Source organism: Mesorhizobium sp. M0408, assembly GCF_040321495.1.
In the GTDB taxonomy this organism is placed as follows: Bacteria; Pseudomonadota; Alphaproteobacteria; order Rhizobiales; family Rhizobiaceae; genus Mesorhizobium.
Genome location: NZ_JAMYRO010000016.1, coordinates 1 through 25,491, shown reverse-complemented (window position 1 = coordinate 25,491; position 25,491 = coordinate 1). Strand labels below are relative to the sequence as shown.

Sequence of the window (25,491 nt, the reverse complement as noted above, 5' to 3'; positions counted from 1 at the left end):
TCCGCTAGGTCGAGCGCATGGACGTTATGACCAAGGCGGAAGTCGACAAGGTTGAGCGGAACGCGCTCGATGCCAAGCCTATACGCCCGCGCGACGCCGCGACGCTGATCCTGCTCGACCGCAAGGGCGACGAGTCCTGGTGCTGATGGGCCGGCGCCACGCCCGTCATGCCTTCATGCCGGGAAAATTCGTGTTTCCCGGCGGCCGCACCGATCCGGCCGACAGTCGCATCCCGATAGCCACCGCACTTCATCCCGAGGAAGAAGCGAGATTGACCGCTGGCATCGGTCGCACCAGCCCGGCTCGCGCCCGCGCCATTGCCTTGTCGGCAATCCGCGAAACCTATGAGGAGGCCGGCCTGCTGATCGGTCAAAAAGGCGTGTTCGCAACCGCCAGGCGCGACTGGCAGGGCTTTGTCGAACACGGCGTCATCCCATCACTGCAAGCGCTGCGCTTCGTCGCACGCGCCATCACCCCGCCCAACCGGGTGCGCCGCTTCGATACGCGCTTTCTCGCCGCATGGCGCGACGATGTCGCCGTGCAACTGCCGGATGGCGGTCCGACCGACGAGTTGGAAGACGTCGTTTGGCTGCCGCTGGCCAAGGCCCGGCAAGCCGATATTCCAGACATCACGCGCACGGTCCTGGAGGAGCTGGAAACCCGGCTCGCCCGGGATCCGCTGCTGAGCCCCGGCGGTCCCGTGCCGTTCTACCGGCTTGTCCGCAATCGCTTCGTCCGCGAAATTCTCTAGAGCAGCCAGGCATTCCATGACAGTCGATATCCAGCCGCAGGGCAAGGAACGCGTACACTGGCTGCCGATGGTCGCGGCGATCTCGTCGATCAGCGTCGTCGGCATTGCCATCGGCCTTGGCATGCCGCTGCTCAGCGTGATCCTGGAAACGCGTGGCCATTCCGCGTCGATGATCGGTCTCAACACCGCGGTCGCCGGCCTCGCCTCTATCGCCGGCGCGCCGCTCGCCACTCCGCTTGCCATGCGGTTCGGGGTCGCCTGGACGATGCTTGCCATGATTGCGGCCGGAGCGCTGGCCTTTGTCGGTTTCCATTTCGCGCCAGCTTTCTGGATGTGGTTTCCGCTGCGCGTGCTGCTGCATATCGCGCTGACGGTGCTGTTCATCCTGTCGGAATTCTGGATCAGCACCTCGGCGCCGCCACACCGGCGCGGACTGGTCCTCGGCATCTATGCCACCGTGCTGTCTCTCGGCTTTGCCGCCGGGCCTTGGCTGTTCGCCCATCTCGGCAGCAGTGGCTTCCTGCCCTTCGGCGTTACCATCGCCTTGGTTACGCTCGCTGCCATACCGGTCCTGGCGGCACGCAACGAGAGCCCGACGATCGTCTCGGACGGCGAAACCAGCAATTTCCTGCGTTACATCTGGCTGGTGCCGACGGCAACCGCCGCCGTGCTGGTGTTCGGCGCGGTCGAGACCGGCGGCTTTGCACTGTTCCCGGTCTACGGTAGCCGCATCGGCTACTCAGAGGCGGACGCCGCCCTTTTGCTCACCATGATCGGGCTTGGCAATGTGCTGTTGCAGATCCCGATCGGCATGATCAGCGACCGCGTCAGCGACCGCCGCTATCTGCTGATGGCCTGTGCCACTGTCGGGCTTGCCGGCACGGTCTTCATGCCGTTCTTCGCGCATAACTGGCATTTGATGGCAGCGCTTCTGTTCATCTGGGGCGGTGTGGTCGCCGCTATGTATACAATCGGTCTTGCTCACCTCGGCTCCCAGCTTTCCGGCCACGAACTGGCCTCCGCCAACGCCGCCTTCGTTCTCTGCTACGGCGTCGGCATGGTGCTTGGCCCGCAGGCAATCGGCATCGGCATGGACGCTTTCGGGCCGTCGGGCTTCGGTTGGGCGCTCGGCCTGTTCTTCGCCTGCTATATCGTGCTGGTCGGCACCAGGCTGCTCCGCAAAATCCTCTGAGTCGGCCCAGCTGCCGACATCGCTCCCACTGCTGACCAACTCCTGACACAACCATGTCAGGAGGGCTCGAGTATATGCTCCCCCAAAATGCATAGCAGGGAGACCTCGGATGATCGATAGTGGCTTTGAAACGAAATCGCTGCGGATGGAATTGCTGCTGCTGGTGACCTTTCAGGCACCGGCAGCCGATGTCGACCGCATCATGGAGGCGGTGGTCGCGATCGTACCGCTCGGAATGGGCAAATATGACAGCAATGCTTTCCAGTCGGCGGACGGCATCGAACGCTACCGGCCGCTTGAAGGTGCCGCCGCCGGCGCCGAGACGGAATTGCGCAGGCGGCCAGGGACTGTCGAGGTGTCGTTCGAACTGCCTGACGACCAGAAGCTCGCCGCTCGCGTCGTCGAAGCGATTTACCAGGTTCACAGCTATCAGGAGCCGGTGATCCGCATTCAGCCACTGCTTGCCAGCCGCTCCAAGGGTCTCGACGACCGCGCCAACCCGAACCGCTGGTGGAACACGACGGGAGACTGGAAGAAGGCGTTGCAACGGGAAACCGTCGCGGCGGAGTGACCGGAACCTGGTCGTATCTCGGTTTGAATTTGGCTGTCAGGAAGCCTGCCGATGAATGATGAAGCAAACCGCAAACCGGCAAGCGATCCCCAGGACCTGGCGCGGCTATTGGTTTCTCGCGAGCAAGCGGGAGACGCGGAAGGAATGGCTGCTCTTTACGAACCCGGTGCCATCCTCGCTACCGGCAACGGACAGTTGGCCTGCGGCAGAGATGCCATCCGCCGATTTTACGCCAAGTTGGTGGCAGCGGGACGAAAGTTTGATCTCGGAGATCAGCGTCCGGCTATCATCAACAGGGATTTGGCGCTCACTTCCACGCGCCTTGCCGATGGCACCGTTACTGCGGAAATCGCTCGCCGGCAAGGTGACGGGAACTGGCTTTGGGTGATCGATCAGCCGTCCATCGCTCGATACTCATAGCTAGCATTCAAACTGAGACGCCACCCGGAGGACGGCCGGAGGCACACAGGAGCCTCCCGCGGCTGTCGGCACCCAATCAAATTGTCGGGTTTTGGTAGCACATCAATGTCCGCTTCGTCCCCAGCCTCCATCGGCTGGCAATAAACCCGGACAACTCATGTGCTACCTAATCCGGACAACTCATCTGCTTACGACACAGAACCTGGACAAGGGTTGACTTTCCGGGCGCGTTCTTTATGTGTCGCGGCAAGTTTCCCGCGTCCGGGTGTTTCCCGTGCTCCAGCGGCCAAAACTCCACGAACATTAACGGACGAACATCATGGCCAAAGCCGCAAACATCAAGATCAAGCTTCTGTCGACCGCCGACACCGGTTTCTTCTACGTGACCAGCAAGAACAGCCGCACCAAGACGGACAAGCTGTCGTTCCGCAAATACGACCCGGTCGCCAAGAAGCACGTCGAATTCAAGGAAACCAAGATCAAGTAATCGGGGTTTTCTCTCGCGGTACCGAAACGCCGCCTTCCGGGCGGCGTTTTTCATTTCGGGATGCAGGATTAGCCGATGCGATCGCCGCTTGCCGGATCGAACAGATGGAGCGATGCCGGATCAGCCGATAGGCGCACGGCCTCACCCGGCTTCACGCTGGCCCGGCCCATGGCAAACACGCAGACCTGCTGGCCGGCAAGCCCGGCATAGAACTGGGTGGACAGGCCGAGCGGCTCCACGACACCCACCTCGCCCTTCAGCGCGCCATTGTCGGCGAGCCGGATATGCTCGGGCCGCAAGCCGACGGTGATCGCATCGCCATCCCTGAGCGGCAAGCCGTCCGGCAGCCTCAGCTTCTGGCCGTCGGCCAGGATGGCATCCGGCTTGGCGCCCTTTTCAACCACGGCAGGCAGAAAATTCATGCCGGGCGAGCCGATGAACCCGGCGACGAACATGTTGACCGGCCGGTCGTACAGATCGAGCGGCACACCGACCTGCTGGACGAGGCCGTCATGCATGACGACGATGCGGTCGGCCATTGTCATCGCTTCGGTCTGGTCGTGGGTGACATAGACCGAAGTGGTCTTCAATTGCTGGTGCAGCGCCTTGATCTCGGCACGCATGTGAACGCGCAGCTTGGCATCGAGGTTCGAAAGCGGCTCGTCGAAGAGAAAGACCTTCGGGTCGCGCACGATGGCACGGCCCATGGCGACGCGCTGACGCTGGCCGCCAGACAATTGCCGCGGCAGGCGCTGCAGAAACGCACCGAGCCCGAGCCGCTTGGCGGCACTGTCCACCCTTGCATCGATCGCCGGCTTGCCGGCCTTTCTCAGCATCAGGCTGAAACCCATGTTCTTCGACACGTCCATGTGCGGATAGAGCGCGTAGGACTGGAACACCATGGCAATGTCGCGGTCCTTTGGCGCAATGTCGTTGACCAGGCGCTCACCAATATGGATTTCGCCGTCGGAGACTTCCTCCAGCCCGGCGATCATACGCAGCAGTGTCGATTTCCCGCAGCCGGACGGGCCGACCAGAACGACGAACTCGCCGTCGGCGATTTCGAGATCGACCGCGTGCAGAACGCGCACGGCTCCATAGTCTTTGCGGACTTTGTCGAGTGTAACGGAGGCCATCGATCTATCCCTTGACGGCACCGGCGGTAAGGCCGGTGACGAGGTAGCGTTGCAGGAAGGCAAAGAAGACGCAGACCGGGATCAGCGCCAGGATGGAAGCAGCCATCATCTGTCCCCAGTCGACCGCGAATTTGCCGATATAGGTGAGCAGGCCGACCGCGAAGGTCTTCTGGTCGTCGCTGGAAATCAGCATCAGCGCAAACAGCAACTCGCTCCAGGCGGCGGTAAAGACGAAGCCGAGCGTCGCGCCCATGCCGGGTAGCGTCAGCGGCACGATCACCTTGCGCATCGCCTGCAGGCGCGTGCAGCCGTCGATCATGGCTGCCTCTTCCAGGTCTCGCGGGATGCCGTCGAAGAAAGATTGCATCAGGAAGGTCGCAAAGGCCGTATTGAACGCGGTGTAGATGATGACGAGGCCGGTCAGGCTGTTGATGAGGCCGATCTGTCCCATGATGCGGTAGATCGGCGGAATGACCATCACCAGCGGAAAAGTCTGGGTGAGCAAAAGCAGGATGGCCAGGGTCGCCTTGCCGCGGAAGGAAAATCGCGACATGGCGTAGCCGGCCAGCGTGGCAATGACCGTTACGAAGGCTGCCGTCGACACCGAAACGATAACGCTGTTCAGGAAATAGCGCGGAAAATCGGTGGCTTCGAGCACGGTGACGAAGTTCTGCAGCGTCGTTTGCGACGGCCAGAAAGTGATGCCTTCGGAATAGAGCAGCCGCTCCGGCGTGACCGAGATCTTCAACGTCCAGAAGATCGGGAACAGCGCGAAGGCCATATAGGCGGCGATGGCGCCGTAAAGGCCGATGCCGCCGAGAATGCGCGAGGAGACGGAGCGTCCGGCAATCATCAGACGTGCCTCACCAGCGATCGGCGGATGCCTATCAGCGCAATCGCATAGACGATGAGCAGCACAAGCAGCAGCACCGCCACCGCCGAGGCATAGCCCTTATCCAGTGACTTGAACGCGCTGACATAGATATAGACCGGCACCGTGGCGGTCGAACCGGCAGGCCCGCCTTCGGTCATGACGAAGATCAGGTCGGCGAATGTGGCGATCCATATCGTGCGCAGCATGACGGTAATGACGATGGTCGGCGCCAGGAACGGCAGCGTCACCTTGGTGAAGCGCTGCCACGGCGAGGCGCCGTCGATCGCCGCCGCCTCATGCAGTTCTGACGGGATCGACTTCAACGCCGCCAAAAGCGTGACGGCAAAAAAGGGAATGCCGAACCAGACATTGGCGACGATCGGCCCCCACATGGCTGTCGAGGGATCGGAGAGCACGTTGGTTGGCTCGGCTTTCAGCCCCAAGGCGTAGAGCCAATGCGGCAGCGGCCCGATGATCGGGTTGAACAGCCAGGCCCAGGTCAGGCCCGAGAGGAAGGACGGTACCGCCCAAGGCAGGAACACCACGGCCTGCACGATCTTTCTGCCCCGGAACGGCGTATCGAGCAGCAGCGCCAGGCCAAGTCCAAGGAAAAATTGGAAGAACAGGCTGGCTGCCGTCCACCATAGCGTGTTGACGAGCGCCTGCCCGAGCACAGGATCCGACAGCATCGCCTGATACTGCCCAAGCCCGACATATTCGGATTTGAAAGCGGAGAATTTGCGGAACGAGTAGCCGACACCGATAACCAGCGGCACCAGGAGCACGACGACCAGCAGCGCGATCGCCGGGCTGAGATAGAGCCAAGGCTCGATCGCGGCATGGGATAGCCGCTTCTTTCGCGGCCTGCCGGCGGATCGGATTTCGGACACGGCATAGGTCATTGGTACTTGATCGTCTCCTGGGTAAGCACGGGCTGGCGACAGCGCCTTCCCCGTTTACGGGGAGATGCCGGTCCACCCTCCGCAGCTGCAGCGCAGCTGCTGCGGAGGACGGGCAGGCAGATGAGAAGCAGCGCGAGCCAAGTCGGGTTGGCGCCGCCCCTCATCCGTCACGTCGTGACACCCCCTCCCCGTGAACGGGGAGAAGGAACAAAAGCTATTTCTTGTTCTTGGCCAGCCAGTCCTGCTGTTCCTTGGTCAGGAACTTGGCCCATTCGTCGGCCACGTCCTTGGCCGCCTTCTGGCCAAGAAGCACTTCCTGAAAATTCTTGATCGCCACCTGGTCTACGAAATTGCCAAGGTTTTCCAGATGCGTCGGAGGCGTCACCATCTCGTATTTGTCGCCGTTGTTCAGTTCCTCGAACCAGCCTTTGAACTGCTCGGTCCTGAAGTGGGCGTCCTGGTCGGCGCCGTTGTGGATTGGAATGACACCGACTTCCTTTGCCCATTCCAGATTGTCCTTGGGCGACAACAGCGTCGCCATCAGCTTCCAGGCATCGTCCTTGTGCTGGGAATTGGCGAACATCGCCCAGCCGGCATAACCGAGCGTCGGATAGGATTTGCCGCTCGGCCCGACCGGCATCGGTGCCACGGCGAAGTCGTCGGCGCTCATCTTGTCGGCGATGCCGAGCAGCGCGTCGGGATCCTGGTTCAGCATGGCGCAGGTGCCGCTGTAGAAGCCGGTGACGGTCTCGTTAAAACCCCAGCTCACCGCATCTTTCGGCGCCAGGCCGTTCTTGTACATGTCGGCGAGCATCTGCAGGCCCTTGACCGAGCCTTCCTCGTTGATGGTCGAGGTGCCGTCCTCGTTGAAATAGCCGCCCTTGCCGGCTGCGATGTTCATGAACATATGCATGCCGTTGAAGGCGCCCGGGCCGCCGCGCAGGCAGTAGCCGTATTTGCCCGGTATCGCCGAGATTTTTTTGGAGTCCTCGACGAATTCATCGAGCGTCGCCGGCGGACCGTCCAGACCGGCCTCCTTGAACAGCTTCTTGTTCCAGAACAGCGCGTTCAGGTAATAGCCGTAAGGGATCATGTACTGCTTGTTATCGACCGTCGAGCCGAACTGCTTGGCACGCTCGCCCAGCGTTTTGGCATCGTCCCATTTGGCCATGTATGGCCCGAGATCCTCGAGCTGGCCGTTGGTCGCATAGAGACCCATCCAGCGTTCCGGCATCTCGACGATGTCGGGCGTGTCGCCGGCCTGCACCATGGTGAGGAACTTCTCGAACGCCTGGCCCCAGGGCAGCGATACCAGCTCGACCTTGACACCCGGATTGGCCGCCTCGAATTCGGCGATCTGCTTCTTGAGGAATTCGGTACGCGGCGGGCTGGTGATGACCTCGACCATCTTGACCGTGGAATCGGCCAGCACGCTGCCGGCGGAAATCGCCAGACCCGCGACGGCACCAAGAAGGATGCTCAGTTTTTTCATGTTCAGCACTCCCATTTTGAACGGCTCCTTTATCTTTTTGCTCTGTCGAAGGCCCGGGCAACATCCGCCCACAGGTCTTCGACACTTTCCAATCCGACACTGAAGCGGATGGTTCGTGGGCTGACGCCGAAGCGCGCCATCGAATTCAGGCCCGGCGTCTGCTCGAGCGAGGCCTTTGCCGGAACGACCAGGCTTTCATGGCCGCCCCAGCTGACGCCGATGCGAAAGAGTTTCAGCGCATCGACGAAAGCCGGGATGTCGACGTCTTCCGTCACTTCGAACGAGAACAGCCCGGCATAGCCGGCAAGCGTCGCCTTGCCTGGATGGTTGGAATAGGCCGGGTGGTTGACCCGCTCGACATGGTCATGCGCTTTCAGCCGTTCGGCGATGGTCAGCCCGCTCTTCATGTGATGCGGCAACCGCAGCGGCAATGTGCGCAGGCCACGCAGCAACAGCCAGGCCTCGAAAGGCGAAAGTTTGCCGCCGAGATAGGAATAGGTCTGCTCGTTGATATGTCGGATATGGGCGGCCGAACCGGCCACCACACCGGCAACGGTGTCGCTGTGGCCGCCGAGATATTTCGAGGCCGAATGCAGCACCAGGTCGACACCGTGCGAAATCGGCTTCTGGAACACCGGCGTCGCCCAGGAATTGTCGATCGAGGTGATGATGCCCTGCTCTTTGGCCAGCCGCGCCAGGTGGGTTATGTCCTGGAGCTCGAACATCATCGACGTCGGGCTTTCCAGGTAGAGCAGCTTGGCGCCGGGAAGTGCTGCCGCGACCGCGTCCGGATCGGAACCGTCGACATAGTCGACCTTGATGTTGAGCCGTGGCAAAAGCCGTTCGAACAGCCGGTAGGCATCGCCGTAGCAATTGCGCACGACAACCATGCGCTCACCGGCACCGACGAAAGCAAGCACCGTGGCGCTGATCGCCGCCATGCCGCTGGAAAAGCCGCGCGCGGCCTCCGCGCCTTCGAGAGCGGCGACACGCGCCTCGAACTCCATGACCGTCGGGTTGTCGCCGCGCGAATAGATCGGCTGACGTCGCCTGCCGGCGAATGTGTCGGCCATCTCGGAATAGTTGGCGAAGGTGAAGAGCGAAGTCTGGTAGATCGGCGGGACCACCGCGCCGCCGGGGAAAGGCTCGTCATGGGCGAGAAGCGTCGCTGCCTCGGCGAGATAGTCGTTTTCGAAACCGGCGGGATGATCGCTCATTTCTGGCCTGAAAGTTCGAGTTTGGCCGCGCCGCGCTTCAGATCGTCCTCGACGGTGGCGATCAGCTTGAGCGCCTCGGCCCGGGCCCCCTCCGGATCGTGCGCGGCGATGCGTTCGTAGATGGTGCGGTGGTAAGGAAAGCTGGCGTGGCCGAAATCACGCACGCCGAGCGGATGCTCCCAGAAACGATGGAACAGTTCGTGCATGGCGGCGATGATCTGCTCGAACAGCGGATTGCCGGAACTGCGGTAGATCGACTGATGGAATTCCCAGTCCTCCTCCGCCGACATCCCGGCGCGGGTGTGGAAGGCCTGCTCCATAATGTCGAGCTTGCGCCCGATCTCGACGAGATCTGCCTGGCCCGCGCGGACGGCGCACAGGGCGGCGGCTTCCGCTTCCAGTGCCCGGCGGATTTCCAGCGTCTGCATCAGGCTGGTGAAATCATTGCCGCCGGCCAGCGTCAGCGGCATGTGCAGCATGTCCAGCGAGACCACTCCCTTGAGATAGGTGCCGCTGCCTTGCCGCCGTTCGACCAGGCCGAGCCCTTCCCAGCGCGTCAGCGCCTCGCGCACGGTGTTGCGGCTCACCTTGAGGCGCTCGGCAAGGATGCGTTCGGTCGGCAGTCTCTGGCCGGGCCCGAGAGCTTCCCGCATCACAAAGCCGGCCAGCGCCTTGAGCACCGCGTCGTCGCGAGCAGTTGCCTGTATGGGGGAAAGGCCGAATTCGGTCATGCCAACGGGTCACCAAATGGCTCAATGGTCCAACCAATTTCTGCATAGAAGACGGGCCCTGTCAACCGACTGCGGGCGCATACGCTCTGCCCAGCCGGCTATTTCAAAGGGCGCTGTCGCTGCCGTAACAAAAACCAAGCGTTTTCCGGGTCTTGGCGTAGAATCCTGATGTATTTTGAAAATTGGGGGCCGGCCGGCGTTTGGCAGCGGTACGAGGAGGCCACTATGTGCCAGCGCCGGCCGGCCGACCCCACGGACCCAGGAGATGCGGCGGACCTGAGCATCATGGGGTATTCTTCGGGTCGAACCGGCGATCTAGCCTCGTGCCGGTTACGTCTAAGGGCTGCACATTTGCGCAACAACTTATGGAAATCAACCGTTTCTTAACCAAGCCTCGCAAATCGCTTAGATTAAGGTAAATTCGTAACCTTGTCGCGTTGACCGGGCAATTGGTGTTCGGTGCTAAGCCGCCTTGGCGACGACGCGATTGCGGCCGCCGCTCTTGGCTTCGTAGAGCGCGAGGTCGGCGCGTTTCATCAGCGCCGAGACCGTGTCTACCCCCTTCAGCACCGACGACACGCCGACGCTGACGGTGACTTCGACGGCCTTGCCTTCGGTGCCGACGGCAAACGGCAGCTGGGCGATTTCGGCGCGAATGCGCTCGGCGACCTTTTCGGCTACCGCGCCGTCGGTGTCCGGCATCACCACGACGAACTCCTCACCGCCGAAGCGGCAGGCCAGGTCGATGCCGCGCACATTCTTGCGCAGCCGCCGCGCGAATTCGCGCAGCACGTCGTCGCCGCCGTCATGGCCATGCGCGTCGTTGATGCTCTTGAAGCGGTCCAGATCGGTGATCATCACCGACAGCGGCCGGCGCCGTGCCACGGCGCGGTCGAACAGCGTCTGCAGATGGCTGTCGAGATAGCGGCGGTTGTGCAGGCCGGTCAGGGCATCGGTCACCGCCATCTCGATGGTCTGGGTGACGCTGGCGCGAAGCTGGTCGTTGTAGCGCTTGCGGCGCACCTGCGTACGCAGCCGCGCGGTCAGCTCCTGCTGGTCGATCGGCCGCATCAGATAATCGTTGATGCCGAGTTCGAGGCCGCGGATGATACGCCCCTCCTCGCCCTCGTCCGCCAGAAGGATGATCGGCAGGAAACGGGTGCGATCGAGCGAGCGCAATTGCGAGCAGAGCCTCAGCGGGTCGAAATCGGCGAAGGCCGTCGAGATCATCACGCATTCATACGGCTGCTCGGCGGCCTGGAAGAAGCCGGCATGCGGATCTTTGGCGACGTCGAGATCGGCACTGCCGCGCAGCATCTTCTGGATGCGCTCGAACGAGGATTTGCGCTCGTCGACCAGCAGCACCTTCGGCACCGCATCGTCAGTAGCGAAGTTGCGGCTCAAAAGCTCCTCGATGCCGATATTGCGTGTCGTCGAGGCGCGCAGCCGCAGCTCGTCGGTCAGCGATTTCAGCCTGACCAGGCTCTTGACGCGCGTCATCAGTTGCAGATCGTTGACCGGCTTGGTCAAAAAATCGTCGGCGCCGGCCTCGAGGCCGCGCACCCGGTCCGAAACCTGGTCGAGCGCGGTGATCATCACGACAGGGATGTGCGATGTCGCCGGGTCGCCCTTCAGCCGCCGGCAGACCTCGAACCCGTCCATATCGGGCATCATCACGTCGAGCAGCACGACGTCGACCTTGCCGTTCTCGCAGATCTCGATCGCGTCCGGCCCGTTGGTGGCGGTCAGGACCTCGAAATATTCGGCGAGCAGCCGAACCTCCAGCAGCCTGACATTTGCTGGGATGTCGTCGACGACGAGGATCCGCGCGGTCATTTCACAAAGCTCCGGCTCGGCTGGAAAGATACATCAGGCATCGCCCAGGTAGGATTTGATGGTTTCGATGAAACGCGGCACCGAGATCGGCTTGGAGATATATGCCTCGCAGCCGCCCTGGCGAATGCGCTCCTCGTCCCCCTTCATCGCGAAGGCGGTGACGGCGATGACCGGGATGACGTGGAGATCATCGTCCTCCTTCAGCCATTTGGTGACCTCGAGGCCCGACACTTCCGGCAGCTGGATGTCCATCAGGATGAGGTCCGGCCTGTGCTGCCGCGCCAGATCCAGCGCTTCCAGGCCGTTGCGTGTGCGCACCGTCTCGTAGCCGCTCGCTTCGATGAGGTCGCGAAAGAGCTTCATGTTGAGCTCGTTGTCTTCGACGATCATAACCTTCTTTGGCATCGATTTCCCGTCCCGGCTGGCCTTCCACTCGAAGGGTGCCGTCATGCGCCCCTTGTCGGCACGCACCAAACCTGTTCCCACTATACGGCAATATGATTGACGAAACGGAAACCGGTCGCCCTAAAAGCGTTCGGATTCCAGGTCGGCGAGCTTGCTGCCGGCGACACTTGCCACTACTGCGAAAACAGAACGATTCCGCCCATGAAGGAAGGTAGCGATGGCAAACGCAGCGTCAATGCGCGAGGAAGCGGAAACGGTTGCCGTAAAGGCGTTGGGCTTCGTCGCCGCCGATTCGGAACTTCTGCCCCGCTTCCTGGCGATCACCGGCATCGAAGCCCATTCCATCCGCCGGGCGGCGGGCGAGCCGGGATTCCTGGCCGGCGTGCTGCAGTTCATCCTTGCCCACGAGCCGACGTTGATGCGTTTTTCCGAGGAGACCGGAACGCCGCCCGCCGCAGTCGGCAAGGCATTGCGGGCGCTGCCGCTCGGCGACGACAATCATGAGCATTCGATATAAGCGGCGATCCCGAGACTGCGGGCAGATCGCGGCGGCGAAAATCGTGAGCGCACTCGGGCGTTAACGCCAGCCGCTTCTAGAGCAATTCCAGGAAAAGTGTGAAACGGTTTTCCGTCCGGATTGTGCAAAAACAAAGACATGGAGCGGTTCGGCGTTTCCGGGAAACGATGAACCGCTCCAAGCTCGGCGCTTAGGGTTTCAACTTCGCCCCTGCCCCGCCATTGTCATTCTCGCCCGAGCCATGATCCGGAACGGTAGCCTCGCTTGGGTCCATGACGGGGTTGTCCTGAACGGCATCGGCCGGCTTCAGCATGGCGCCGTTGACCGTGACCGAACCGTCTGCCTTAGCGTTGACGACCCATTCCAGTCGACCATCCGGCAGCGCCTTGCCAAATCCTTTGACGGCGAGTGCGAAGGGGAAATACTGCGCCGCTTCCGGCTCGGTCTTGGCCGCCGTCTGCAGAGCCTCCACAATCTTGTCATAGCCCGCGACATCGATGGTCATGCTCGCCTCGGGCTTCTTGCCGGGGAACGTCATTTCACCTTCCATCGCAATCTCGATGTTGCCGTTCTTGATCGTGCTGTGTCCGAGAATGGCCTTTGGCGTCTTGGCCAGGAAATCGGCGAAGATCTGGTTGCCGAAATCTGCCGGCAGCGGTGGATCCTTGCTGAAATCAAGGGTTTCGATGGTTTTCTTCGCCATGCTGTCCAGATCGATGTTGGTGCCGCCGAAGTTGAGGTCGATATCCGTCGGCAGCAACGCAACGCTCCAGCTGGGCAGCACCTGCTGTGGTATTGTCAGGCCGGAAACCTTGAACGCGTAGTTGATCTTGCCGTCCTTGGCGATGCCGTCCATGCCGACGGCGGTATTCAGTTGCGTCGCACCGAACTTGCCTACCGGGCTCTCCACCACAAAGTCCTTGAAGCCGTAGGTGCCGTCGATCCGCTCCCACAATGGCAGTGCTGCCGTCAGAAGCGATTTGAACTCCGCCTCATCCGCCTTGAATTTGGCTGCATCATCAGTCGCCACGATGAAAGCAAGCAGGTCGAGCAGCGGCTTTGTCCGCAAACCCTTGCCGGACGCATCCACGGAAAGTTCAGGCGCTTTTACAGCAGCCGGAAAACTCAACCCACTTTTGGGATCGTTGACTTTGATCGTTTCGGCGAAGTTCGTTATTTTTTCCATCACCGTGAAATCGATGCCGCCATTTGCGGATTTGGTCGAAACTATTACGGCAGTGCCAGCACCGACCGTGACATCCGCCTGCTGCTTGGGCTCTCGGGTGGTCATCGTCATGCCAGCCATCGAACCGGTTGCGCTCGCGAAAGCGGCCAGGTCGGGGTCATAAACTCCGGTGAACTTGTTGTCCGACACGGAGAAGTCGATGTGCTGCGCCCCCTCAGGGCCAACGAAATCGATAGACCCCTTCGGGGACACGTCCGCCGAAACGTCCCAGTGTCCATCTTGGCGTGGCTTGACCAAGATGAAGTAAGGCGTGACGTCGAACTTGAAGGCTTGCTGCTTTGCCATCAAATCCGTGACTGGCTTGAAGTCGAAAGCGAGCTTGTAGGCATCGCCGTCGACTGAAATTTTCACGAACCCGATATCGAACAGCTTCTTGCCGATGTAGTGCGCCAGATCGTCGGAAAGCTGCTTCGCGCCTTGCCTGTCGACCGCTTGGCCGAAGGCCGGTGCGCTGCAGGCAAGAAGTAAAACAAGTGGCAAAACGCGCTTCATCTCGATCCTCACTTAATCGCGGCCCTCAAGCCGTTCTATCACTGGTAGGCAAATACCATCGCAGCCGCAAGAGAAGGCCTATGTGTTGCGGAGCTGTTACAGCACCAGCCGCATCAGCGGTCGGCCTGGCTTACGTTCGACCAACCGCTGGAACCCGGCCTTTTCGAAGACCCGCGACGAGCCGACGAACAGCCCGATCGAGCGCGAATCCTTCGATAGATCGATCGGGCAGGCTTCGATCAGCCGCGCTCCGTTCTGGCGGGCGAACTCGATGCCGCCTTGGACCAGGCGGTGCGACAGGCCCTTGCCGCGTGCTTTGGTGCGGATGAAGAAGCAGGAGATCGCCCAGACGCCCGGATCGCTGGCGTCGGCGGGGTCGATCGGCGCCGACCCCCTGCCCTGGTTGTTCCATTCGGGCACGTCGGCACGCGGGCCGATCTGCATCCAGCCGACCGCCTGGCCACCCTCGAAGGCCAACAGGCCGGGCGGCGGCCCGGCCTCGATCCGCGCCTTGATGTGGTCCTTGTTGCGCTCCCGGTTGCTCGCGCGGCGCGCTGCGGGCGACAGCCGGAAATGTGTGCACCAGCAGCCGTAGCAGGCGCCTTGCCTACCGAAAAGATCTTCGAAATCCGCCCAAAGCTCGGGCACTAGCGGCGCTATGGTCGTATTCATGAGCTCTCTCCCGGCCCACCGCCTTGTCGTGGCGTCCGTCCTGACGTACCATTGCATTTGTTCTCTTTATGTTCGCAGCGATGGCGGCCCCTGTCAACAATCCCGAACACGGTTTTTGCCGCGACTGCCTGAGTTTTCAGCGCAGCGAGGCAGGCCGTTGCGAGCGCTGCGGCAGTCCACGGCTCGCCCGCCATCCGGAGCTCTACCGGCTGCGCCTTGCCCATATCGATTGCGACGCGTTCTACGCGGCGGTCGAAAAGCGCGACAACCCGGCGTTGAAGGACCGGCCATTGATCATCGGCGGCGGCAAGCGCGGCGTCGTCTCCACCGCATGCTACATTGCCCGCATCCACGGCGTGCGCTCGGCAATGCCGATGTTCAAGGCGCTCGAAGCCTGCCCGGAAGCGGTGGTCCTGCCGCCGGACATGGAAAAATACGTGCGCGTCGGCCGCGAGGTGCGCGCCATGATGCAGGCGCTGACGCCGCTGGTCGAGCCGCTCTCGATCGACGAGGCCTTTCTCGACCTCGCCGGCACCGAGCGCCTGCATGGCCTGCCGCCTGCGGTGGTGCTGGCGCGCTTCGCACTCGGCGTGGAAAAGGAGATCGGCATCACCGTTTCGGCCGGCCTTTCCTACTGCAAGTTCCTGGCCAAGGTGGCGTCGGACTTCCGCAAGCCGCGCGGCTTTTCGGTGATCGGCGAGGCCGAGGCTATCGGCTTCCTGGCCGAGCAGCCGGTGACGCTGATCTGGGGGGTCGGCAAGGCCTTTGCCGCCACGCTCGAGCGCGACGGCATCCGCACCATCGGCCAGTTGCAGCGCATGGAACGTGGCGATCTGATGCGCCGCTACGGCGTCATGGGCGACCGGCTCTACCGGCTTTCGCGCGGCGAGGACGACCGTCGCGTCGTTCCCGACCAGGACGCGAAAAGTGTGTCGGCAGAAACCACTTTCGATACCGACATCGCCTCCGTCGACGAACTGGTTTCGGTGCTGAGGGCGCTGTCGGAAAAAGTCTCGGCCCGGCTGAAGAAATCCGGCATTGCCGGACGCACCGTCGTCCTCAAGCTGAAGACCCAGGATTTCAAGATCCGCACGCGCAATCGCCAGCTCGGCGATCCGACCCGGCTGGCCGACCGCATCTTTCAGACCGGGCTCGAGCTGCTGCGCAAGGAAGCGGATGGCACGAAATACCGGCTGCTCGGCATTGGCGTCAGCGATCTCTCCGACGATGACCGGGCGGACCCGCCCGACCTGGTCGACGTCCAGTCACGCAAGCGCGCCATGGCCGAAGGCGCCATCGACACGCTGCGCGGCAAGTTCGGCCGCAGGGCGGTGGAAACCGGCTATACCTTCGGCAAGGGCCGCGATGCCCATCCGCCCGAACCGGTCGAGGACTAGTTCCTCTGCACAGAGGTTTTGGTTCTTTGACAGAGCCTGAAAGGGCTGTGGATGGGAGCCTGCCGATCGGGCTGCCAATCTCCAAGGTTGCGATTAGCGATAAGCCACCACGTCTTCGTCATCCCAGGGCGGAGCAGGAGCGAAGCGACGTCGCGGAGACCCTGGGATCCATGCCGTGACGTCAGCCGAAGAATACAGCGGCTCAGAACGGCGCTTGTATCCGCAACTGTGCCAGCTACCCTTCAGCCATGACCGGCTATACCTACATGACCGCGAGCCAGAAGCGCGGCACGATCTACATCGGCGTCACCAACGATCTCGGCCGCCGCATGCCGGAGCACAAATCCGGCCAAGGTTCGCGCTTCCCCGGCCGCTACGGCGTGCAGCGCCTGGTCTGGTACGAGGAACATTTCGACATTCGTGACGCCATTCAGCGCGAGAAGTCGCTGAAGCGCTGGCCGCGGCAGTGGAAGATCGAGCTGATCGAGAAGACCAATCCAGAGTGGTTCGAGCTTTTTCGCGGAACGGGGTGGTAGTTCGGTTCTGGTCCGCAGGCGCACTGCCGCGTGATCCCAGGGTCTGCGCCGCGTCGCTTTGCTCCTTGCTCCGCCCTGGGATGACGAATTGGAGGGATGTTTCAGCCAATCTCCGAAGTTAGCGGTTTGCCACTGAAATTGGCCGCTGACAGAACTATCGACGGTTGCTGCCGATCGGCTTAGCGATTAGCGCAAACGCCCATCGCTTCGTCATCCTGGGGCGGAGCAAGGAGCGAAGCGACGCGGCGCAGACCCCTGGATCCATGCCGCGACATCAGAGCGCTGCCGTGGTGCGGAATTGTGCTCCGCTGCACTCTTCGGCTAAGGTTACCGCATGGATCCCAGGGTCTCCGCGACGGCGCTTCGCTCCTGCTTCGCCCAAGGATGACGAAGTTGGGGAAGTTTCGGCCGATCCCGAATGTTTATGAAGGTCCAACGAAACGAACGATGAAATCTTGGCTGCCGATCGGCTTCCAACCTGTCAAGATCGCTGTGCCGGGACTGACTGCTGCCCACCCCGAGCCGTCGTTCGCGTCGGTACTAAGCGTCAGATTTTCACAACCAGACCATGATCCCGAACCGAAGGTCCGCGTACGCGAAAAGATCATGATTAAACAAGAAGATCACGTGCGCTGCAGATCGATCCGGGTGGTCACCACACTTTTCCCGGTTTTCGGATCGGTATCGACGACGATCAGCCGCATGCCATCCTCGCCGTTCTTCTCGACCGTCATTTGCGCCTTGCGATCGCCATTGACCTCCTTCGCCCAACGGATGCCGAGATTGATTGCGTTGCCGGAGCGGCTGCCGCTCAATTGCGCCGGCCCGGTGCGCGATCCGACATAGGTGCCGGTGTATTTCGTCCCGCTCGATTTGAGATCGGCGCTGATGGCGCGCGTTACCACGATAAGACCGCGGCAGCTGCCGTCGAGCGATAGCGAGCTCGACGTTGCGTCGGAATTGAAATGACAGGAGACATTCACCGTCGGCGCATCGGTGGTCACCTTGACGATGCCTTTGCCGGCGAAATTCCCCTGGAATGAGCGAAGAAAATCCGGATCGTCGGCATGCGCTGCGCCGGCCCCGGCCGTCAGGCAGCCGGCAAGTACAAATCGTGCGAATGATTTCATCGGACCGCTCCTCGTTGGTATCCAAAACACAGAACGCAAGCAGTGACAGACCAACGCTTCCCTCAGTCGCGAGTTCCGGCTTCAACATCACTGCGTGAAGCGCTGCACGGCTGGCCCAGCCGAATGCGTCGGCTAGCGGTTGCGATGAGCGCTCCGGCTTGCGACATAGCCGCATGGCACCCGCACCCTCGATCCCCAAGGCCGCGTTCTGGATGGCGCTGTCGATCGCCTCGTTCCTGGCGATGTCGGTGGCTGGCCGCGCCACGACGGCCGAACTAAACGTCTTCCAGGTGCTCGAGCTGCGCTCGGTGATCGGCTTTTTCATCCTGTTGCCGCTGGTCATGATGTCAGGCGGTTTTGCGGCGATGCGCACCGGACGCCCGCTGGCTCATATCGCCCGCAACGTCGTCCACTATACCGGCCAGGCTGCCTGGCTCTACGCCCTGACGCTGATCCCGCTTGCGGTACTGATCTCGATCGAATTCACGACGCCGATCTGGACTGCTTTGCTGGCCGTCGGTTTCCTCGGCGAAAGGCTCTCCCGGCCACGGCTCGCAGCGATCGTGCTCGGGCTGATCGGCGTTGTGATCATCGTGCGTCCGGGCGTCGGCGCGGTCAATCCGGGACATGTAATCGTGCTGGGAGCCGCGGTCTGCTTCGGCGTCTCGGTGGTCCTCGTCAAGTCGCTGACGCGGACGGACAGCGTCGTGCGCATCATCTTCTGGATGCTGATCATCCAGTCGCTGCTTGGCCTGGTCCCGGCGCTTTACGAATGGCAAAACCCGCCGCTTGAGCTCTGGCCGTGGATCCTGCTCATCGCCTTCACCGGCATGTCGTCGCATTTCTGCATGGCCCGCGCACTTGTCTATGCCGATGCGACGGTCATCTCGCCAATGGACTTTTTGCGCGTGCCGCTGTCGGCGGTGATCGGATGGCTGCTCTATCACGAGCAGATCGACGCCTTCACCGCCGGTGGCGCCCTGCTGATCCTCATGGGAAATCTGCTCAACCTGCAGCGGAGAGCACCGCAACCGGCGGAGATCGCCGCTTCATAAGCGTGCGCTAACTCTTAGACCAGTTCCACCTCGACCACGCCCGGCACCGCCCGCATCGCCGACGCGATCTGAGGCGATACGCGGTAGCGGTTGGGCAACTCGATCTCGACCTCGCCCTCGCCGCCTTCCTTGATGACGATGATGCTCACCTGACTGTCGCCACGCTGGCCAAGCTGCGATTGGATTGTCGATGCCGGTGCGTCATTTCTGACGAAGATGCGCAACGCTTTCTGGATACGGCTTGCCTCTTCCTCCAACGACTGCACGGTCTGGATGCGCAGATTGACGCCTTCAGGCCTGTCCTCGGCCGAAACGGTGATCACCACCGAGCGGCCGGGTTCGAGCAAGTCGCGGTATTGCGCCAGCCCCTCGGAAAACAGCACCGCTTCATACTGGCCGGACGTGTCGGAGAATTGCACGACGCCCATCTTGTTGCCGGTGCGCGTCTTGCGCTCCTGCTTGGTGGTCACCGTGCCGGCGAGCCGGCCGGCGGCAGCACCGCGTTTAACGGCGGCCGAAAACTCGCCCCAGGTCTGCACCCGCATTTTCTGCAGCGCCGCCTTGTATTCGTCGAGCGGATGCGCCGAGAGATAGAACCCGACCACCTGGAATTCACGGTGCAGGCGGTCGGCGGCGAGCCAGGGATCGGTCGCCGGCAAGTTGAGCGCCTGCGACTGTGCGCCGAGCGAGGCGCCAAAGATGTCATGCTGGCCGGTGACGGCATTCTGCTGCGCCAGCGACGCCAGCCCCATCATCCGCTCGACGCCGGCCATCATCGCCGCGCGGTCATGACCGAAGCAGTCGAGCGAGCCGGCCATGATCAGGCTTTCGAAGACGCGCTTGCCGACGATCTTCGGATCGACCCTTTCACAGAAATCGGCGAGGCTCTTGAAGGGTTTTTCGCCGCGCGTGGCGACGATGTGCTCGACCGCCGCGTCGCCGACGCCCTTGAGCGCGGCCAGCGAATAGAAGATGCGGTTCTCGCCTACCTCGAAATCCCGGAACGACGTCATGACCGACGGCGCCACCACCTCGATGCCGAGGCGCAGCGCATCCTGGCGGAAATCGGCGAGCTTGTCCGTATTGCCCATGTCGAGCGTCATCGATGCCGCCAGGAATTCGACGGGGTAATGCGCCTTCAGATAGGCGGTCTGGTAGGAGACGACGGCATAGGCGGCGGCATGCGATTTGTTGAAACCGTAGTCGGCAAACTTTGCCAGCAGGTCGAAGATGAAGTCGGCTTGCGGCTTGCCGACGCCGCGCTCGACCGCGCCCGAAACAAAGCGCTCGCGCTGCTTGTCCATCTCGGCGCGGATCTTCTTGCCCATGGCGCGGCGCAGCAGATCGGCTTCGCCCAGCGAATAGCCGGAGAGCTCCTGCGCGATCTGCATCACCTGTTCCTGGTAGACGATGACGCCTTGCGTCTCCTTGACGAGATGGTCGATCTTCGGGTGGATCGACGCCATCTCCTCCTCGCCGTGCTTTCTGGCGTTGTAGGTCGGTATGTTCTCCATCGGCCCCGGCCGGTAGAGCGCGACCAGCGCGATAATGTCCTCGATACAGTCGGGCCGCATGCCGATCAGCGCCTTGCGCATGCCGGCACTTTCCACCTGGAACACGCCGACCACCTCGCCGCGCGACAGCATGGCGTAGGTTTCGGGGTCGTCGAGCGGAATGTGGGCAAGATCGATCTCGATGCCGCGGCGGCGGATCAGCTTGACGGCCCTGTCCAGCACCGTCAGCGTCTTCAGGCCAAGGAAGTCGAATTTCACCAGCCCGGCCTGCTCGACATATTTCATGTTGAACTGCGTGACCGGCATGTCCGAGCGCGGATCGCGGTACATCGGCACCAGCTCCGACAGCGGCCGGTCGCCGATGACGATGCCGGCGGCGTGCGTCGAGGCGTGCCGATAAAGACCTTCCAGTTTCTGCGCCGTATCGAGCAGCGTCTGCACGATCGGCTCACGCTCCGCCTCTTCGGCAAAGCGCGGCTCGTTGGCGATGGCGTCGGCGAGCTTGACCGGATTGGCCGGGTTCGACGGCACCATCTTGCTCAGCTTGTCGACCTGCCCGTAAGGCATCTGCAGCACGCGGCCGACGTCGCGCAGCACCGCGCGCGCCTGCAGCGTGCCGAAGGTGATGATCTGGCCAACCTGGTCGCGGCCGTATTTCCGTTGGACGTAGCGGATGACTTCCTCGCGCCGGTCCTGGCAGAAGTCGATGTCGAAGTCGGGCATCGACACGCGGTCGGGATTGAGGAAGCGCTCGAACAGCAACGAAAAACGCAGTGGGTCGATGTCGGTGATGGTCGTGGCATAGGCGACCAGCGAGCCGGCGCCCGAACCGCGGCCCGGGCCGACCGGAATCCCTTGTGCCTTGGCCCATTTGATGAAGTCGGCAACGATCAGGAAATAGCCCGGATATTTCATCTTCTCGATGACGCCGAGCTCGAAATCCAGCCTTTCGCGATATTGCTCGACGGTATAGCCGGGCGTCGGCCCGTGCGCCGCCAGCCGCGCCTCTAGCCCTTCATGCGCCTGCCTGGCAAGCTCCTGCGCCTCAGCCTTCACCGCAGCATCGGCGTCGGCGACATCGCGGCCGGCAAAGCGCGGCAGAATCGGATTGCGGGTCTTCGGGTAATACGAGCAGCGCAGCGCGATCTCGACGGTGTTGTCGATTGCTTCCGGCAGGTCGGCGAACAGCCTCGCCATATCGGCCTGGCTTCTCAGGAAGTGGTCGGGCGAAAGGCGGCGGCGATTGTCGGCCGCAACCACGGAACCTTCGGCGATGGCGATCAGGGCGTCATGCGCCTCATAGTCTTCACGAGAGAAGAAAAACGCCTCGTTGGTGGCAACCAGCGGCAGATCGTGGCGGTAGGCGAGATCGACCGACGACTGCTCGATGGCGCGGTCGTAGCCGGAGACCCGCTCAAGCTCGACATAGAGCCGGTCGCCGAACAGGCTCTTGAGCGCCGAGAGCCGGGTCTCGGCGAGTTCGCGGCGATCCTGTTTCAAGGCAGTGCCGATCGGACCGCGCGGCCCGCCCGTAAGGCAGATCAATCCGTCGGTGTGGCCCTGCAGCATCTCGCTCGTCAGATGCACCGCTTCGCCGGGCGGTGTCTCGAGGTAGACGCGGCTGACCAGCCTGACCAGATTGCCGTAGCCGGCCTCGGTTGCGGCGATCAGGACGACCGGCCGCATCTCCGGTCCTTGCCGCCTGCGGTCGCGCTGGCTGTCGCTCGCCTCGCCGGAAAAGGCGAGGTCGATCTGGCAGCCGATGATCGGCTGGATGCCGTCCTTTACCGCCTTCTGGGCGAATTCCAGCGCGCCGAACAGATTGTTGGTGTCGGTGACGGCGATTGCCGGGCATTCGTCCTGCACCGCATGGCCGACGATCTTGCCGAGCTGCAAGGCACCTTCGAGCAGCGAATAGGCCGAATGCACGCGCAGATGAATGAACCGACGCGCCGCCGCCTCCGCCCGCGACGCCTTTGCATAGGCCTCGCGCAGCAAGGGATCGCGTGGAAGTCTTTCATCCGCCATGGTTTTTTCGCGCCGCCTCACAAGGACTCAGTCGATGAAGATGTATTGTCCGGCACCGGGTAACACGAGTCCAGCGGTAGTGATTGGAGCTTTGGAAGTTTAGAGCAACCGCCGAAGCTGCCAATCTCCCCCCTCGTGGGGGAGATGTCCGGCAGGACAGAGAGGGCGCTGTCCCGCCAACCTCAGGTCGGAAACACAAAACCCGCCACAGCGGGCGGGTCATTGGAGCCAATTAACACCATAGCCAAATTAGTAGCATAGCTGCCGGCACAAAGCAAGAACAAAATACGCTGTGACGGCAAAAAAGTGCGAATTCCTCACGGCCTCGCCTTGTCCCTCCTCAAGCGAGCATGCTCAACCAATTGCAAAGTCGCGTTCCTTCGCGCCCCCCTCTGTCCTGCCGGACATCTCCCCCTCTAGTGGGGAGATTGGCCATCATCTCGGCTTTCGCCAATTTCCAACGTTGCAGGAGCGAGCGTGGCGCCGAGGCTGCCAATCTCCCCCCTGGAGGGGGAGATGTCCGGCAGGACAGAGGGGGGCGCTGTCCCGCCAACTTCTGACGGGCGTCGAGGGCGGATTTCAGTACTCACGCAAATTCCATGATCACCGCGTCGACGGCAAGGCTGTCGCCGGGCTTGGCGTTGAGCTTCGAGACGATGAGATCGCGCTCGGCGCGCAGCACGTTTTCCATCTTCATCGCCTCGACCACGGCAAGCGTCTCGCCGGCCTTGACCTCCTGCCCCTCGGCAACGGCGATCGATACGACGAGGCCGGGCATCGGGCAAAGCAGCATCTTCGAGGTATCCGGCGCCACTTTTTCCGGCATCAGCCTTTCGAGCTCGGCGGTGCGCGGCAGCATGGCGCGGGCTGTCACCGAGATGCCTTTCCAGGCGATGCGGAACCCGTTCAGCACCGGCCTGACTTGCGCCGCGACCTTGCGGCCGCCGACCGCGCCGCGCCAGATGAGATCGCCCGGCCGCCAGTCGGAGGCCACCGTCAGCGGTTTGCCGCCGTCGATTGTGAGGTCGAGCTCGATCGGAATGGAAATCATGCCTTCGACGACGGCAACCGAAAGATAATCCCGGCCGATCTTCACCACCCAATCGCGTTTCAAGGCGCCCGAATGCGGCGCCAGCCGCCCGCCCAGCCGGTCGAGCCGGTCGCGGCGCAGCAGTTCGACCGCGGTTACGATCGCGGCCAGCACCGCGTTTTCTTCGCTGTTCGGCACAATGGGCGCGAAGCCGTCGGGATATTCCTCGGCGATGAACGCCGTCGATAGCCGCCCTTCCCGCCAGCGCGGATGCTGCATCAGCGCCGCCAGGAACGGTATGTTGTGCTCGATGCCGTCGACGACGAAACTGTCCAGCGCTTCCGACATCGCGTCGATCGCCGCCAGCCGTGTCGGCGCCCAAGTGCACAGCTTGGCGACCATCGGGTCGTAGAACATCGAGATTTCCGAGCCTTCGGTGACGCCGGTATCGTTGCGGATGACGATTTCGCCGAATTTTCCCTCTTCCGGCGGCCGGTATTTCGTCAGCCGGCCGATCGACGGCAGAAAGTTGCGATACGGGTCTTCGGCATAGAGGCGGCTTTCCACCGCCCAGCCGTTCAGCTTGACGTCGCTCTGCTTGATGGCGAGCTTTTCGCCGGCCGCCACGCGGATCATCTGCTCGACCAGGTCGATGCCGGTGACGAGCTCCGTCACCGGATGCTCGACCTGCAGCCGCGTGTTCATTTCCAGGAAATAGAAGTTTTTGTCGCTGTCGACGATGAACTCGACCGTGCCGGCGCTCTGGTAGTCGACGGCCTTGGCCAGCGCCACCGACTGCTCGCCCATGGCTTTGCGGGTCTTGGCGTCGAGGAACGGCGACGGCGCCTCCTCCACGACCTTCTGGTTGCGGCGCTGGATCGAGCATTCGCGCTCGCCGAGATAGAGCGTGTTGCCATGCGCGTCGGCGAGCACCTGGATTTCGATATGGCGCGGATCGACGATGAATTTTTCGATGAAGACGCGGTCATCGCCGAACGAGCTTTTGGCCTCCGACCGCGCCCGGTCGAAGCCGTCGCGCACCTCTGCCTTGCTCCAGGCGATGCGCATGCCCTTGCCGCCGCCGCCGGCCGAAGCCTTGATCATCACGGGATAGCCGATTTCGCCGGCTATTCTTTCGGCATGGGCGGCGCTTTCGACGACGCCGAGCCAGCCGGGCACCGTCGATACCTTGGCCGCGTTGGCGAACTTCTTCGATTCGATCTTGTCGCCCATCGCCTTGATGGCCTTGGGCTTCGGGCCGATGAAGACGATGCCTTCCTGCTCCAGCGCTTCGCAGAAGGATGCCTGCTCGGACAGGAAACCGTAGCCGGGATGCACGGCCTCTGCTCCTGTCGCCTTGCAGGCGGCGATGATCTTTTCCGCGACCAGATAACTTTGCGCAGCCGGCGAAGGCCCGATATGCACCGCCTCGTCGGCCATTTCGACATGCACGGCGTCGCGGTCGGCGTCGGAATAGACCGCGACGGTGGCGATGCCCATCTTGCGCGCCGTCTTGATCACGCGGCAGGCGATCTCGCCACGGTTGGCGACCAGGATCTTTGTGAACATGCAGGCCTCGTCCCTCGGCTGCCCTTCTTTTACGGGCTTCCCGTTTTATGGGCTTCAGGGGGCCGGTCAAGGCAAAGTCGGAGCCTATCCCGCATGCAAATCGGCGGGCGCTGACGAAAATCCGGGGTCAGAACGTCGCTTCGTGCATAGCGCAGAGCTGAATGGTAAGTTAAATCTAACCTGGATTGCAGACTGCCTTGGGAGGATGCCTGATGAAAACGCGCGCCGCTGTCGCCGTCGCCGCCGGAAAGCCGCTGCAGATCATGGAGGTCGACCTTGAAGGTCCCCGTG

The 25,491-nt window shown here is 62.4% G+C and carries 21 protein-coding genes and 1 pseudogene; 9 read left to right on the top strand and 13 right to left on the bottom strand.

What is annotated here, in order from left to right; translation table 11 throughout:
• Positions 1-17 precede the first annotated feature (17 nt).
• From NKI67_RS19450 to rpmG, 5 genes and pseudogenes are all read left to right on the top strand, one after another.
• A pseudogene (locus NKI67_RS19450) lies at positions 18-751 on the top strand (NUDIX hydrolase).
• A 16-nt stretch (positions 752-767) separates the two neighbouring features.
• Positions 768-1,943 carry an MFS transporter gene (locus NKI67_RS19445; RefSeq protein WP_023679978.1) on the top strand — a complete coding sequence of 392 codons (1,176 nt, stop codon included), beginning with the start codon at positions 768-770 and terminating at the stop codon, positions 1,941-1,943.
• A 109-nt stretch (positions 1,944-2,052) separates the two neighbouring features.
• Complete coding sequence (locus tag NKI67_RS19440; RefSeq protein ID WP_352455649.1) at positions 2,053-2,514, top strand: YqfO family protein; 462 nt, start codon at positions 2,053-2,055, stop codon at positions 2,512-2,514.
• A gap of 51 nt (positions 2,515-2,565) precedes the next feature.
• A complete protein-coding gene (locus NKI67_RS19435) occupies positions 2,566-2,934 on the top strand; it encodes a YybH family protein (RefSeq protein WP_352455648.1) in 369 nt (122 codons plus the stop codon).
• Positions 2,935-3,253: 319 nt separating this feature from the next.
• Entirely contained in the window at positions 3,254-3,421 is a 168-nt protein-coding gene (gene rpmG, locus NKI67_RS19430; protein WP_006201775.1) for a 50S ribosomal protein L33, read from the top strand.
• 68 nt (positions 3,422-3,489) lie between these two features.
• Here the strand turns inward: rpmG and NKI67_RS19425 are convergent, their stop codons facing one another.
• From NKI67_RS19425 to NKI67_RS19390, 8 genes are all read right to left on the bottom strand, one after another.
• A complete protein-coding gene (locus tag NKI67_RS19425; RefSeq protein WP_352646436.1) occupies positions 3,490-4,557 on the bottom strand; it encodes an ABC transporter ATP-binding protein in 1,068 nt (355 codons plus the stop codon).
• 4 nt (positions 4,558-4,561) lie between these two features.
• A complete protein-coding gene (locus NKI67_RS19420) occupies positions 4,562-5,410 on the bottom strand; it encodes a carbohydrate ABC transporter permease (RefSeq protein WP_352455646.1) in 849 nt (282 codons plus the stop codon).
• On the bottom strand, positions 5,410-6,333 hold the full coding sequence (locus NKI67_RS19415) for a carbohydrate ABC transporter permease (RefSeq protein ID WP_352455645.1): 924 nt from the start codon (positions 6,331-6,333) through the stop codon (positions 5,410-5,412). Before NKI67_RS19415 ends, NKI67_RS19420 begins: the two co-directional genes overlap by 1 nt.
• A 214-nt stretch (positions 6,334-6,547) precedes the next feature.
• Positions 6,548-7,825, bottom strand: a complete 1,278-nt coding sequence (locus NKI67_RS19410; protein ID WP_031212851.1) for an ABC transporter substrate-binding protein — start codon at positions 7,823-7,825, stop codon at positions 6,548-6,550.
• Between the two features lie 29 nt (positions 7,826-7,854).
• The gene (locus NKI67_RS19405) at positions 7,855-9,042 is read right to left on the bottom strand and encodes a PLP-dependent transferase (RefSeq protein WP_352646433.1); all 1,188 of its coding nucleotides are present in this window, start codon (positions 9,040-9,042) and stop codon (positions 7,855-7,857) included.
• Positions 9,039-9,773, bottom strand: a complete 735-nt coding sequence (locus NKI67_RS19400) for a FadR/GntR family transcriptional regulator (RefSeq protein WP_023679986.1) — start codon at positions 9,771-9,773, stop codon at positions 9,039-9,041. Before NKI67_RS19400 ends, NKI67_RS19405 begins: the two co-directional genes overlap by 4 nt.
• 462 nt (positions 9,774-10,235) lie before the next feature.
• A complete protein-coding gene (locus NKI67_RS19395; protein WP_352568801.1) occupies positions 10,236-11,609 on the bottom strand; it encodes a PleD family two-component system response regulator in 1,374 nt (457 codons plus the stop codon).
• Positions 11,610-11,642: 33 nt separating this feature from the next.
• Positions 11,643-12,059 (bottom strand): response regulator, encoded by a 417-nt coding sequence (locus NKI67_RS19390; RefSeq protein ID WP_348625950.1) that lies wholly within the window; start codon positions 12,057-12,059, stop codon positions 11,643-11,645.
• 172 nt (positions 12,060-12,231) lie between these two features.
• Between NKI67_RS19390 and NKI67_RS19385 the strand changes: the two genes are divergently transcribed.
• Entirely contained in the window at positions 12,232-12,531 is a 300-nt protein-coding gene (locus NKI67_RS19385; RefSeq protein WP_352568802.1) for a DUF3572 domain-containing protein, read from the top strand.
• Positions 12,532-12,721: 190 nt separating this feature from the next.
• On the opposite strand, the gene NKI67_RS19380 is transcribed toward NKI67_RS19385, so the two are convergent.
• Both NKI67_RS19380 and NKI67_RS19375 read right to left on the bottom strand, forming a co-directional pair.
• On the bottom strand, positions 12,722-14,062 hold the full coding sequence (locus NKI67_RS19380; RefSeq protein ID WP_352646496.1) for a hypothetical protein: 1,341 nt from the start codon (positions 14,060-14,062) through the stop codon (positions 12,722-12,724).
• Between the two features lie 303 nt (positions 14,063-14,365).
• Entirely contained in the window at positions 14,366-14,941 is a 576-nt protein-coding gene (locus NKI67_RS19375) for a GNAT family N-acetyltransferase (RefSeq protein ID WP_023679991.1), read from the bottom strand.
• A 68-nt stretch (positions 14,942-15,009) separates the two neighbouring features.
• Here NKI67_RS19375 and NKI67_RS19370 point away from each other — a divergent pair, with 68 nt between their 5' ends.
• Together NKI67_RS19370 and NKI67_RS19365 are read left to right on the top strand one after the other, a co-directional pair.
• On the top strand, positions 15,010-16,338 hold the full coding sequence (locus tag NKI67_RS19370) for a DNA polymerase IV (protein WP_352568804.1): 1,329 nt from the start codon (positions 15,010-15,012) through the stop codon (positions 16,336-16,338).
• Positions 16,339-16,586: 248 nt separating this feature from the next.
• A complete protein-coding gene (locus NKI67_RS19365; protein WP_352568805.1) occupies positions 16,587-16,874 on the top strand; it encodes a GIY-YIG nuclease family protein in 288 nt (95 codons plus the stop codon).
• 623 nt (positions 16,875-17,497) lie between these two features.
• On the opposite strand, the gene NKI67_RS19360 is transcribed toward NKI67_RS19365, so the two are convergent.
• Positions 17,498-18,004: a hypothetical protein gene (locus NKI67_RS19360; RefSeq protein ID WP_352568806.1), complete on the bottom strand. Its 507-nt coding sequence runs from the start codon at positions 18,002-18,004 to the stop codon at positions 17,498-17,500.
• Between the two features lie 173 nt (positions 18,005-18,177).
• On the opposite strand from NKI67_RS19360, the gene NKI67_RS19355 reads away from it, so the two are divergent.
• The gene (locus NKI67_RS19355) at positions 18,178-19,059 is read left to right on the top strand and encodes a DMT family transporter (RefSeq protein ID WP_023679994.1); all 882 of its coding nucleotides are present in this window, start codon (positions 18,178-18,180) and stop codon (positions 19,057-19,059) included.
• Between the two features lie 14 nt (positions 19,060-19,073).
• Here the strand turns inward: NKI67_RS19355 and dnaE are convergent, their stop codons facing one another.
• A complete protein-coding gene (dnaE, locus tag NKI67_RS19350) occupies positions 19,074-22,601 on the bottom strand; it encodes a DNA polymerase III subunit alpha (protein WP_352568807.1) in 3,528 nt (1,175 codons plus the stop codon).
• 586 nt (positions 22,602-23,187) lie between these two features.
• Positions 23,188-25,200: an acetyl-CoA carboxylase biotin carboxylase subunit gene (locus NKI67_RS19345; protein ID WP_352646430.1), complete on the bottom strand. Its 2,013-nt coding sequence runs from the start codon at positions 25,198-25,200 to the stop codon at positions 23,188-23,190.
• Positions 25,201-25,491 lie beyond the last annotated feature (291 nt).

Bases quoted from the DNA above. Each gene is read 5' to 3' on its own strand.
- dnaE (WP_352568807.1), bottom strand. From the start codon at position 22,601: ATGGCGGATGAAAGACTTCCACGCGATCCCTTGCTGCGCGAGGCCTAT.
- NKI67_RS19410 (WP_031212851.1), bottom strand. From the start codon at position 7,825: ATGAAAAAACTGAGCATCCTTCTTGGTGCCGTCGCGGGTCTGGCGATT.
- NKI67_RS19425 (WP_352646436.1), bottom strand. From the start codon at position 4,557: ATGGCCTCCGTTACACTCGACAAAGTCCGCAAAGACTATGGAGCCGTG.
- NKI67_RS19440 (WP_352455649.1), top strand. From the start codon at position 2,053: ATGATCGATAGTGGCTTTGAAACGAAATCGCTGCGGATGGAATTGCTG.
- NKI67_RS19445 (WP_023679978.1), top strand. From the start codon at position 768: ATGACAGTCGATATCCAGCCGCAGGGCAAGGAACGCGTACACTGGCTG.
- NKI67_RS19390 (WP_348625950.1), bottom strand. From the start codon at position 12,059: ATGACGGCACCCTTCGAGTGGAAGGCCAGCCGGGACGGGAAATCGATG.
- NKI67_RS19415 (WP_352455645.1), bottom strand. From the start codon at position 6,333: ATGACCTATGCCGTGTCCGAAATCCGATCCGCCGGCAGGCCGCGAAAG.
- NKI67_RS19420 (WP_352455646.1), bottom strand. From the start codon at position 5,410: ATGATTGCCGGACGCTCCGTCTCCTCGCGCATTCTCGGCGGCATCGGC.
- NKI67_RS19395 (WP_352568801.1), bottom strand. From the start codon at position 11,609: ATGACCGCGCGGATCCTCGTCGTCGACGACATCCCAGCAAATGTCAGG.
- NKI67_RS19370 (WP_352568804.1), top strand. From the start codon at position 15,010: ATGTTCGCAGCGATGGCGGCCCCTGTCAACAATCCCGAACACGGTTTT.
- NKI67_RS19365 (WP_352568805.1), top strand. From the start codon at position 16,587: ATGACCGGCTATACCTACATGACCGCGAGCCAGAAGCGCGGCACGATC.
- NKI67_RS19345 (WP_352646430.1), bottom strand. From the start codon at position 25,200: ATGTTCACAAAGATCCTGGTCGCCAACCGTGGCGAGATCGCCTGCCGC.
- NKI67_RS19355 (WP_023679994.1), top strand. From the start codon at position 18,178: ATGGCACCCGCACCCTCGATCCCCAAGGCCGCGTTCTGGATGGCGCTG.
- NKI67_RS19360 (WP_352568806.1), bottom strand. From the start codon at position 18,004: ATGAAATCATTCGCACGATTTGTACTTGCCGGCTGCCTGACGGCCGGG.
- NKI67_RS19400 (WP_023679986.1), bottom strand. From the start codon at position 9,773: ATGACCGAATTCGGCCTTTCCCCCATACAGGCAACTGCTCGCGACGAC.
- NKI67_RS19380 (WP_352646496.1), bottom strand. From the start codon at position 14,062: ATGGCAAAGCAGCAAGCCTTCAAGTTCGACGTCACGCCTTACTTCATC.
- NKI67_RS19375 (WP_023679991.1), bottom strand. From the start codon at position 14,941: ATGAATACGACCATAGCGCCGCTAGTGCCCGAGCTTTGGGCGGATTTC.
- NKI67_RS19435 (WP_352455648.1), top strand. From the start codon at position 2,566: ATGAATGATGAAGCAAACCGCAAACCGGCAAGCGATCCCCAGGACCTG.
- NKI67_RS19385 (WP_352568802.1), top strand. From the start codon at position 12,232: ATGGCAAACGCAGCGTCAATGCGCGAGGAAGCGGAAACGGTTGCCGTA.
- rpmG (WP_006201775.1), top strand. From the start codon at position 3,254: ATGGCCAAAGCCGCAAACATCAAGATCAAGCTTCTGTCGACCGCCGAC.
- NKI67_RS19405 (WP_352646433.1), bottom strand. From the start codon at position 9,042: ATGAGCGATCATCCCGCCGGTTTCGAAAACGACTATCTCGCCGAGGCA.